Annotated in this window: 5 protein-coding genes; 3 read left to right on the forward strand and 2 right to left on the reverse strand. The window is 43.7% G+C overall.

What is annotated here, in order from left to right:
* The first annotated feature begins 210 nt into the window (after nucleotides 1-210).
* The 3 genes from A2W93_06600 to A2W93_06610 all read left to right on the forward strand — a co-directional run bounded on the left by A2W93_06600 (nucleotide 211) and on the right by A2W93_06610 (nucleotide 9,485).
* On the forward strand, nucleotides 211-7,977 hold the full coding sequence (locus tag A2W93_06600) for a hypothetical protein (protein OFY53289.1): 7,767 nt from the start codon (nucleotides 211-213) through the stop codon (nucleotides 7,975-7,977).
* Nucleotides 7,978-8,145: 168 nt separating this feature from the next.
* Nucleotides 8,146-9,240 carry an ATP-binding protein gene (locus A2W93_06605; protein ID OFY53290.1) on the forward strand — a complete coding sequence of 365 codons (1,095 nt, stop codon included), beginning with the start codon at nucleotides 8,146-8,148 and terminating at the stop codon, nucleotides 9,238-9,240.
* A gap of 11 nt (nucleotides 9,241-9,251) precedes the next feature.
* Nucleotides 9,252-9,485 (forward strand): hypothetical protein, encoded by a 234-nt coding sequence (locus A2W93_06610; protein OFY53291.1) that lies wholly within the window; start codon nucleotides 9,252-9,254, stop codon nucleotides 9,483-9,485.
* A gap of 360 nt (nucleotides 9,486-9,845) precedes the next feature.
* Here A2W93_06610 and A2W93_06615 read toward each other — a convergent pair whose 3' ends face one another.
* Nucleotides 9,846-11,471: an NAD+ synthase gene (locus tag A2W93_06615; GenBank protein OFY53292.1), complete on the reverse strand. Its 1,626-nt coding sequence runs from the start codon at nucleotides 11,469-11,471 to the stop codon at nucleotides 9,846-9,848.
* Between the two features lie 64 nt (nucleotides 11,472-11,535).
* Nucleotides 11,536-12,216, reverse strand: a complete 681-nt coding sequence (locus A2W93_06620; GenBank protein OFY53293.1) for a hypothetical protein — start codon at nucleotides 12,214-12,216, stop codon at nucleotides 11,536-11,538.
* Between the last annotated feature and the right edge of the window lie 29 nt (nucleotides 12,217-12,245).

The raw sequence follows: 12,245 nt of genomic DNA on the forward strand, positions 1-12,245 counted from the left end.
TCTTTTGCAGGTGCAACCACTTTGAGCAGGATTGGTCTTTATTGGGTTAAAGACCGCCCACCTGACAGTTTATTTCCAGCATTATAGCAATGGAGGCCTGTTTTGTGTTTGCAAGGTATATAATTACCTTTGCAAGCAATTCATTGTGTTATTTCTGATTATTTTCAGGGAGGTCGATTTTAATCCGGATGATTACTCTAATTCAGTTTTATGAAAATAAAGATTTTTTTTGTTGCAGCTTGTGTTCTTTTTAGTCTGAGCAGCATTGCCCAGATTAGTGTTACTGCTCAGTCGAACGCAACGGTGCTGGCGCAATATCTTGCGGGCCAGAATATTTCCGTGTACAATGCGACACTTCTTGGCAGCACATTGCAATCGGGCTATTTTACTTATACCGGAGGTATGCTTGAAACTTCATCGGGCGTGATTTTATCAACTGGTAATGCTGCCGATGCTGTGGGCCCGAATAGCAGCGAAAACACTTCATCATCCATGAATCAGCCGGGTGATGCAGCTCTGACTGCGCTGGCAGGGTACAGCACCTTCGACAGGGTTGAGTTGAAATTCGACTTTCAGGTTCAGTCCGATTATGTGGAGTTCAGCTATATTTTTGCATCCGAAGAATACAATGAATTTGTAAACACGCAGTATAACGATGTGTTTGCTTTTTATATCAGCGGCCCCGGAATTGTTGGCGAAAAAAATCTTGCAGTGGTACCTACCACCAACGTCCCTGTTACCATCAATTCCATAAACAATGGAAGTTTCTGGCAGTTTTATAATGACAATGAATTGGGAATGCTGACAAATCATGTGGAGTTTGATGGCTATACAACAAAAATGAAAGCCGTTGCGTCCGGACTCATTCCATGTTCAAACTACACATTGCGTCTTGTAATTGCTGACGGATCGGATCAGGCCTATGACTCATGGGTGCTTCTTCAGGAAAACTCATTGGTGCAGGGAAATGTGAGCGCAATCACCACAACACCGACTGTTGACAACACCGCGCTGGAAGGCTGTATTCAGGCCAGTTTCACTTTTCAGCTGGATAGTGTTTACACGTATGATATTCCAATTTATTATGAAATTCTTGGTTCTGCTATCAACGGCGTGGACTATGATCAGATTGAGGACCATATAACAATTTCTGCCGGACAATCCAGTGCTACCATCATTATTGATGCATTTGCTGACGGACTAACAGAAGGTCAGGAAATAATTTATTTAGTTTATGAACCCACTGCATGCGGCCAAAAAGACACCATTCAGCTTTTTATTGATGATTCGCAGCCGATAGATTATTCATTGGCGGGAATTGATCTTGGATGCGCTGGCGACAGCAGTGGTCAGATTGATGCAGCCATCACAGGCGGTTTCCAACCTTATGTATTAACTATAGTGGATTCACTCAGCAACTCACTGACAGTTCTCTCCACTGACTTGCCGGTTGATTATCTCCAGGCCGGAACCTATGAAGTGTTTGTTGACGATATTTACGGTTGCAATGGCGATGCACAAGTCATCAGCGGTGAGTATGATGCTGGTGCTACGTTTCTGCCGGATGGAAATGGAAACGTGTATACCACATCTATTCCGATTACCGGATTTGGGGCAGCTGTGCTCACAAATCCAAGTCAGCTGCAGTCGCTGTGTCTGAACATGGAACATTCGGCGCTGGGTGAGGTTGAGATCGTTTTGATAGCACCAAACGGAACTCAGCTAACTCTGAAAGAAAGATTCAACAATGCAGATGGCGGACATACAAATATGGGCGAACCATGTGCCAAAGGTCCCACCGATGGCGGAAATACGGATACCACAGCCGGAGTTGGATACGATTATTGTTTTACAAATAATCCGGTGTTTGGAACCATGGTTGATGAACAATCAAATTACAATTATACTTACACTGATTTGTTGGGCGAGGTGTTGACCGACAATTATCTTCCTGCCGGCTCATACACCCCATATGAATCATTCATGAATCTGGTTGGAGTTCCGTTGGATGGTATCTGGACAATCTGGGTTAAAGATCATAATCCACAGGATAACGGGTGGATTTTCAACTGGACTATCAGTTTCACAAGCCTGAATTCGGGAAATACTTTGACACTGAATGAACCCGATTCAAATATTATCACTGTTGCTACAACCAGCCCGGCTTGCGGAGCAAACACTGGTGCTCTCAACATCACTGTCAGCGGCCCGGATGGACCTTTCACATATCTCTGGAGTAATGGTGCTGTCACCGAAGACATCAGTAATCTGGCTGCAGGCGTGTATACCGTAACGGTTACGAATGCAAACGACTGTAACACTATTGGTGTATTTACGGTTTCAAACATTGCAGGTGCCGTGGTAACTGAAGTGATTACTCATCAGCCATGCGTTGGCCAGAATAACGGAGCCATTGACATTTCGGTCTCGGAGACTATTACATCATATGCATGGAGTAATGGAGCCACAACGCAGGATGTTGCCAGCCTTTCACCCGGAATTTATACCGTGGTTGTAACTGCTGCTACCGGTTGTGTGACCTCGAAAACTTTTGAAGTGATGCCGGCCAATCCAATTATATTATCATCGGGAGTTATCAATGAAATCTGCGGCAACATGGAAGGGGAAATCAATCTTGAAGTTTCCGGCGGTGTTTCGCCATATCAGTATGTATGGTCAAACGGTGCATCGACACAAGATCTTACTGATTTATTTCAAAACACTTATTCAGTAACCGTAACCGATGCCAATAGCTGTACTGCTGTTAAAAGCGTGACGGTAATGAATATTGTAGGACAGTGTTCTGTTGCTTGTGATCTTGCAATTAACAATGCTACAGTAGTTCAGGAAACCTGCGGCAATGCAAACGGTTCCATCAGCATTTCTGCCTTTAGTTCCAACGCACCGATTCTTTACAACTGGAGCAACGGTGCAACGACATCGTCGCTCAGCAACCTGCCGGCAGGTGCATATTCAGTAACACTTACCGATGCTGAAGATTGCAGTGTGACAAGTTCATACACGATAGTAAACAATGCGGGAAATTTATTAATTACAAATCCAATTGTTGTTAACGAAGTTTGTGGAAACAACAATGGTTCGATAAACATATCAACATCCGGCGGAAACGGAACACTTTCTTACCTTTGGAGTAATGGTGCTGTAACCCAGGATTTAAGCGGTATTTCAGAAGGAATATATTCTGTTACAGTTACTGATCAGACCAATTGTTCGGTAAATGCATCATTCAACGTAATCAATGAAACAAGCGGAATGTCGCTCACATTTCAATATGTGATGAACGAAACATGCAACAACAATCAGGGTTCAATCGACATTAATCTTTCAACCGGAACTTACACTTATCTGTGGTCAAGCGGTGCTGTAACGCAGGATCTGACCGGATTATCTGAAGGAAGTTATACTTGCACAGTTACACAAAGCGGCACCGGTTGTCAGCTGATAACGCCGGTTTTCAATGTTCAGAATCTTGCCGGAACGCTGGCCATAAACATTCTTGATTATGACCATGAGTACTGCAATCAGAACAACGGTGAAATCATGTCAAGCGTTACAGGTGGCTCTGCGCCTTATGCTATACTGTGGTCAAACGGAGAAACAACAAATAATATTTACAACCTGAATGAAGGAACTTATTCCTGCACAGCAACTGATGCATCGGGATGCAGTGTGTCCTCAGCTCCGGTTGTAATTGTAAATACGGCTGGAACGCTTAATGTTGCCTATGCCATGAGCGAAGAATTCTGCAACAACGATCTTGGAAGCATCAACATCATGGTAACTGGCGGTGTAAGCCCGATCAGCTATGCATGGTCAAATGGTGAAACGACGGAAGATATTGACAGTTTGACAAGCGGCAACTACACGTACACAGTGACCGATGCCAACGCTTGCGCCGCATCCTCGGCCATTTATGTGTCCGAAAACTCCGGCTCATTGACAATTATAAGCGACAGTGTTGTCCATACAACGTGCGCTCTGAGTCAGGGAGAAATTTACATTGAACCCATTGGTGGCAGTGGTATATACACATTTATCTGGTCAAACGGAGCCATCACAGAAGACATAATTGGTATTCCGACTGGTTTTTATACTGTTACTGTTTCCGATGCAATTGGTTGTTCCCAATCTTCATCGTATGTAGTGAATGGAAGTCTGGAAATGGACTCCGTTTCTATAACAAATGATGCCTGCAATTTTTTAGATGGTGGAATAAATATTTCTGTTTCAGGCGGAAGTCTGTATGCATTCAACTGGAGTAATGGTGCGACAAGCGAAGATCTCTCAGGAATTGGTGCCGGAAATTATTCCGTTCAGATTTCATCGTTTGAGGGATGCGTTTTTGATACATCATTTGTGGTCGAAAATACTTTGAATTGCAGCAGTATTTGTATTGATGCCCAGACCACCGAAACAAGCGGAGTGCTCTTTGATTCAGGCGGTCCCACAGCCAATTATGCAAACAATCAGAACTGCGGATTCCTCATTCAGCCTGATTGTGCAGATTCTGTGATTCTTACTTTCACTAGCTTTGTGACTGCATCGACCAATGATAATCTACGCATTTATGACGGTCATGATGCTACTGGTATTTTACTTGGAACATATTCTGCTACGACAATTCCGCCAGTACTCACTGCCGCTTCAGGACAAATGTTCCTTCTGTTTGTCAGCAATGCAAACGGGACTGCGGCCGGGTTTGAAGCAAACTGGACCACCATTCCTCTTACAACAATTCCAACAGCTGCCTTCACTGTTTCTGACAATAATCCGGCTTTGAACACGTCTGTTTCATTTGTAAATACGGATGCAGATGCTTTTGACTGGAACTGGGATTTTAATGGCGATGGCATTACCGATGGTACAACGCAGAGTGTCTCTAACACTTTCACTTCTCCTGGTTCTTATACAATTTCTTTGATTGCTTCGAACTGCAATGGGGCTGACACAACAACGCAAACAATTATTGTCCAGAGTGCGCCGGAAATTTCGCTCAGCTCTGATTCAATAACACATTACACTTTGACGAACTGTGATACTTCCGCTACACATTCTTTCACAATTTTCAATACAGGAACCGGAGATCTGGTCTGGACCGGAGCTAGCGGATTACTAACGCTGGTGCCGTCTTCCGGAACAATTGCTTCGGGTGCGCAGCAGCTCGTTACTGTCACAATTCCTGTTTCTTCACTGGCCGGGGATTATTTTTACTACAACATCATTTCGTCAAACGATGCAGACGAGGCTACTTTGACAGATACTGCGATTACGCATCAGACCATGAACTGTTTAAACCTGATGTGTTCTGTAACCGGTTCAGTTCAGGTGAGCGGACAGTTGACCGATAATGGTGGCGCTGCAGGCCCATATAGCGATAATATGAATTGCGGCTTCCTGATTCAGCCCGATTGTGCAGATGCTGTAACGCTGGCATTTACTTCGTTTGCAACGCAGGCAGGATCTGATTTTGTGAGAGTTTATAATGGAACAGATGCAACAGGTACTTTGCTTGGTGCATTTTCCGGGACGAATGTTCCTGCTCCTGTAACAGCAAACTCAGGATCAATGTATGTTTTGTTTACGAGTAATTCTACAATTACCAACACAGGCTTTATTGCCAATTGGTCATCCGATCTCTTCACATCCGCTCCTACAGGCGCTTTCACAGCTTCGGACAACAATCCGGCCCTGGGAGTGAATGTTGTTTTTACAAATACAGAAGCCAATGCATCCGATTGGCAATGGGATGTGGATGGTGACGGAACGACCGACTACACAACACAGAATATAAGCTATGCATACACAACTCCCGGAACATACACTGTTTCATTGATTGCATCGAATTGTCTGGGTGGTGATACAACGCAACAGGTGATTGTTGTTCAGGCGGGGCCTGAGATTGCGTTGAGTTCCGACTCAATAACGGATTACACAATTTCCGATTGCGGTACAGAAATTACACACACTTTTACAATTTACAATAATGGCGGAGGAGATCTTGTCTGGAACGGAACCAACGGAACCTATGCTTTGGTGCCGGCTTCCGGAACAATTGCCGGAGGTTCTTCTCAAACAGTAACCGTGATTTTCCAGGCATCGGCAACGGCGGGAGATTATTCATTTTACAATACGATTTCTTCCAATGATTCTTTGAGCCCTGTTTTGTCAGACACTGTCATTTTACATCAGTCAACAAACTGTTTGTTTGTCATGTGTACAGACACAGCTTCAACACAGCAATCCGGATTAATTTCAGATAGTGGTGGCCCAACAGGAAATTACAGTCCAAATGAATCCTGTGAATTTTTAATTCAGCCTTATTGTGCCGATGCTGTCACGCTTGCTTTCACAAGCTTTGCAACACAGGGCTGGGGCGATAATCTGAAAGTGTATGACGGAACCGACACAACTGGAGTTTTACTTGGCACCTTTAGCGGAACGACTATTCCTGCTGCAGTGACAGCTAATTCCGGCTCAATGTTCCTATTGTTTACAACCAATGCTTTCAATCAAATTGCAGGATTTGTGGCTGAATGGAATGCGGTTTTGATTACGACCCCTCCTGCTGCAGTATTTACAGTTTCAGACAATAATCCGCCAATGAATTCCAACGTCGTTTTCACAAGCACGGATGCAAATGCAACTGCCTGGCTTTGGGATGTGGATGGTGATGCGACAACTGATTATACAACACAATCCGCAACTCATGCATTCGATACTCCGGGAACATATACCGTAACTTTGATTGCATCAAATTGTGTTGGAGCTGATACAACTACTCAGACAATTGTTGTGCAGACATCTCCGGAAATTGAAGTTCTGCCTTTGATTCCATCGGAATATACCATTGCTACCTGCGACACTTCAATCACACACACAATCTATGTAATCAACAACGGCACCGGAGATCTTGACTGGAGCATCAGCAACGGAAGCTCGGTTTTTGTGCCGTCTGCCGGCATTGTGGCTCCTGGCGATACTCAGATTGTTGTCGTTGTATTTAATAGTGAACCTGTGGTTGGATTTTATGAATATTATAATTCCATTTCTTCCAACGATCCGCTGAATCCTGTAATAACAGACACCGTCATTATTAATCAGAGTATTTATTGTCAGGCGGTTTGTGTAAATTCTTTATCTATTCTCGAAAGCGGCACACTCACTGATGATGGAGGAGTGAACGGCAATTACAGCAGTAATTTGAATTGTGGATTTTTGATTCAACCGCCTTGTGCTGATACCATTGTTCTGACCTTTGATTCATTCGAAATGGAGGACAACTTCGACAGTGTTTATGTTTATGATGGCATAGACAATTCCGGCATTTTGCTGGGAGGATTTTCGGGTGTCGTTGTTCCATCAGCGCTGACAGCTCAATCCGGCGCGATGTTTATCTTATTAACTTCGGACGCGTCGGTAGAAATGGCTGGTTTTACTGCTGCATGGACTTCTGATCTATTTGTTTGGCCCGCCGTTTCCGGTACTGTTACCCAGGCCACCTGTGCAACCTGCAACGATGGCGCAATTGAAATGAGCTCAGCAGGCAGTGTGATTCTTTCTTACGAGTGGTCAGTCGGGTTATTTACCGAAGATGTTTACGGACTTTTACCTGACAATTATTCGGTAACGGTTACCACGCCAAGCGGGTGTGATACTACATTTGATTTTGTTGTGTCTTATATTGACGGAATAAACGACATCAATGCAGAAATGAATTTCATGCAGGTGTATCCCAATCCCGCATCATCAGATGTTTTCGTTGAATGGAATTTTACGGAAAATGAAAATGTCGTAATTGAACTTTCGGATGTTTTTGGCCGGGTACTATATTCTTCTGAAGAATCACATGAAGGAAAACTTAAGCTGAGTCTGGGCGTTTATGCTAAAGGCGTGTACCTGATCCGCTGCAGAAATTCAAAAGGAGAAAAAATCAAAAGAATTGAAATTGTGGATTAGTAAGAATTAAACAAGCTGATTTTTAGTATCAGTTATAAATTTTAACAGCTTATATTTTGTACCCGTTTTCGGGCGAAAGTATAAGCTGTTTTATATCATCTGCGGCCTTGCTGCATGCCGTTTTGTTTTACCTGGGAATTCGTACCTTTGCATAGAATTCTGATACGAATGACCATGGAAAAGGAAGTAATTTTAGGCGCGCTGAAAACTGTTATTGATCCCGATTTTAAAAAGGATCTTGTAACACTTAACATGATAGATGCGTTGGAAATTTCTGATGCGAAAGTGTCGTTTACCGTTGTGCTAACAACACCGGCCTGTCCGCTGAAAGAGAAATTCAGAATAGATTGTGTTTCGGCTATTCATGCTGTGTATCCGGATGCAGAGGTGGAGGTGAAATTTTCTGCGAAAGTTACCAGCTATAAAGAAAAACCCGCACACGAAAACATCAAAAATATTATTGCTGTTATATCAGGAAAAGGCGGAGTTGGGAAGTCGACTGTGGCTGTGAATCTGGCTGCCGGCCTTGCACGCAGCGGAGCCAAAGTTGGTCTGGTCGACGGTGATATTCACGGCCCCAGCATTCCATTAATGTTTGGTGTGCAGCATGAGCATCCGAAGGTGATTGAAAAAGATGGAAAACAAATTATTGTTCCCTTCGAAAAATTCGGAGTTAAGTTGGTATCGATGGGCTTTTTTACCGATACGTCCAAAGCGCTCATCTGGCGCGGCCCTATGATTGCAAGTGCCTTCACACAAATCATGAACGATACGGATTGGGGCGAACTAGATTATCTCATCTTTGATACGCCTCCCGGCACGGGTGATATTCATTTGACGCTGGTGCAGAATTACAGTGTAACTGGAATCGTTGTGGTCTCTACTCCTCAGGAAGTGGCTCTGGCAGATGCTCGCAGAGCACTAAATATGTTTGTTGATCAGCAGGTGAATGTGCCTGTATTGGGTGTTGTTGAGAATATGTCTTTTTTCAGTCCGCCCGAAACACCGGATAAAAAATATTATTTGTTTGGAAAAGAAGGTGCGCGCAAACTGGCTGCTGAAAACAATATCCGCTTACTGGCCGAAATTCCGCTTGTCGAATCCGTGAGTCAGAGCGGCGACAAAGGTATTCCTGCCGTTTGCGATGACCACAATCCGCTGCAAAAAGTTTTTATGAGCATGGCTCAGAACACCGCTCAGGCTGTTGCAATCCGAAATGCGACCATGGAGCCGACAAAAATTGTTGAAGTGAAAAATCAGTAAAACAGAATAACATGAACACAGAACTCGAGACAAAAGTTAAAAACGTTATTGAACAAATTCGTCCTTATCTGCAGGCTGATGGCGGTGACATTGCCTTTGACCGTCTGACCGATGACAACGTGGTGTATGTACATTTACAAGGCGCCTGTCATAGTTGTCCTATGGCTACTCAGACATTGAAGAATGGTGTCGAAGCAACCATGTTGCGAGTGTTGCCGGAAATTAAATCGGTGGAGCAGGTGTAGATTTGAGAAATCAGATTTTTGATATGTGATTTTAGATCTGATTTTTGAAATATTGTTTGATGTAGGAAGAATTCCGCTCACGCGCAACGCACAGGGCAATCGGTATGCAGCATGCGGTGAGTGGCATGTGGGGCGCAACGCTGCGCAAGTTGAAAGTTCGTAAAGTATCAGGTTCATAAAGGCGACGTATACGCTTGCGGCATGCGGTGCTCAAAGTTCAACGCACTCAGGTCGCTTCGCGACGCAGAGAGGTTGAAGAAGTTCTAAGCTTCTTCTCTGAACTGAATGCTACATGTAACGATTCCCGCTTTCATCGGGATAAATTCCACGCGTAACGACCGTAACGTGTAACGAAAAAAATCACGACAAATATTTCGCAGCAAGTGGCATCCTTCTTCCCATGCCGAATGCTTTGGAAGACACACGCAGTGCGGGCGGAGACTGGTATCGCTTGTATTCATTGGTGTTCACCATTTTGCAGATGCGCGCCACAAGATCTTTGTCAAAGCCGCGCGATATAAGGTCTGCAGGACTTTGAATTTCTTCAATATATAAGCGAAGAATTTCATCAAGAATGTTATAGTCCGGTAGCGAATCGCTGTCTTTCTGATCAGGCCTGAGTTCCGCAGATGGTGCTTTGGTAATTGTATTTAAAGGAATGATTTCTTTTTCGCGATTGATGTAGGCGGTGAGTTCATACACCTGCGTTTTGTACAGGTCGCCGATCACGCTCAGCCCGCCGCACATGTCGCCATACAGTGTTCCGTAACCTACCGCTGCTTCGCTTTTATTGGATGTATTCAGTAAAATGTTTCCGAACTTATTCGACCATGCCATCAGCAATAAACCGCGAAGCCTGGCCTGCATATTTTCTTCGGTAATATTGAAAGGCAGATCCTTGAAAACCGGCTTCAGTGTTTCGTTTACAGCGTCGAATGATTTTCCGATTGAAATAATTTCATGTCGCATTCCAAGATTCTGTGCCAGTTTTACCGCATCGTCAATCGAATGTTGCGAGCTGAATTCAGAAGGCATTAGTAATCCATCGACATTTTTTTTCCCGAGTGCTTCGCACGCAAGACAGGCCACCACTGCGCTGTCGATGCCGCCTGATAAACCAAGGACTGCTTTTTTGAAACCAAGTTTGGTGAAATATTCACGGATGCCAAACACGAGCGCATCGTGTATCAGCTCTATTTTGTTTTTGTTTATTTCTTGTTGTACCGTAGGAATAATGTCGGTGTCGAAAATAAAAAAGTCTTCTTCAAAAGCATTCAAAACTTTATAACTTCCATCGGGAAAGACAATCATGGAGCGGCCGTCGAAGATTAGCTCGGTTTGCGCCCCGGTCATGTTTACATACACCACCGGTATTTTATATTTCGCGGAATGATAATGAAAAACTTCAAGTCGCTTTTCGAATTGTCCGCTACTAAAGGGTGATGCAGCAATATTGATGATCACGTCGGGATTTTCTTTTGAAAGCATTTCCATCGGATCAGAAACATACAAATGCTTTCCTTCAATGTTCCAAAGGTCTTCGCAAACCGTAATTGCAAGCTTCTTTCCTGAAATACTTACACATGAAAAATCGCGACCTGGTTCGAAATAGCGGTACTCATCAAATATGTCGTAGTTTGGCAACAGCGCTTTGTGAATCTCTGTTTCCACTTTTCCGTTTTGCATTACCAGCGCTGAGTTGAAGAGCATTTTTCCGCGACCGGTGTTGTTGTAAGTAGGGCAGCCGGCTATCACAGAAATATCATTGGAATGAATTGCTATTTCATTTGCTTCACGCAAACAAGCGTTGGTGTAATCGTCGAAATCGAGAAAATCGCGTGCGGGATAACCGGAGATGCAAAGTTCGGGAAACACGGCCAGATCGGCGCCGGCATGTTTTGCTTTATCAATGAATTCAAGTAGTTTTTTCCGGTTGAATTCAAAATATCCGGTATGTGTGTTTGTTTGACAGAGAGCGATTTTCATGATGGTCTGCTTAAAAAAAATCCCGATTCTTTGGAACCGGGATGTTGTGTAAACAAATTCTTTATTAGAACATGATGCCGAATTTCAGCATGATGTAGTTGCCCACAGATTTGGTGTCTTCGAGCTGGTAGGTGAGACCGTTCACAAATGACAACTCAGCCAGTGCGCTGGTTGTTCCACCGAGTGAATATTCAAGTCCGCCGCTAATCAGGAAGTTTGCGCGAAAGAAATTGCGTTGATCTTTCAGATCCTGATCGTTGAGCGAAAGCATCTGAGAGCCGCTCAGTGGGCTGTATTCCATGTCAGCTTTTGCGTTGAGGCAAATACCGATAGATCCACCGATGCGTGCAAAATATGTAATATAGTTGATTTCGTTCGTCTTCATTTTTAATGTCAACGGAATGTCGAGGAATTGAAAACGATAATTTGATGTTAGTTTAGAAAAGACTGCAGTCGTGTCGGGAGGATAAATCTGGTTCACACCAATTTTCTGAAGTTTGCCACCCATGTAATTTACATCGAAACCTGTAGCGAATGAGAAGTTGTCGGCAATGGTAAGTTCGCCGATAAATCCCCAACCCATTCCGATCTTCATTCCCTGATATTCGAGTGAATCCTGATCTGGTTTCATCCAAGCCAAGCCTGTGTTTGCATGTAATCCGAAACGGAAGAATTTTTCATTCTGAGCATTGGATACAAATGCAAATGCGGATAAAAGAATCAGAGCTAATACAATCTTTTTCATACTTTTGGGTTTTATTTTCAACGTAGTAC

It is taken from the genome of Bacteroidetes bacterium GWF2_43_63 (assembly GCA_001769275.1).
Lineage (GTDB): Bacteria > Bacteroidota > Bacteroidia > Bacteroidales > DTU049 > GWF2-43-63.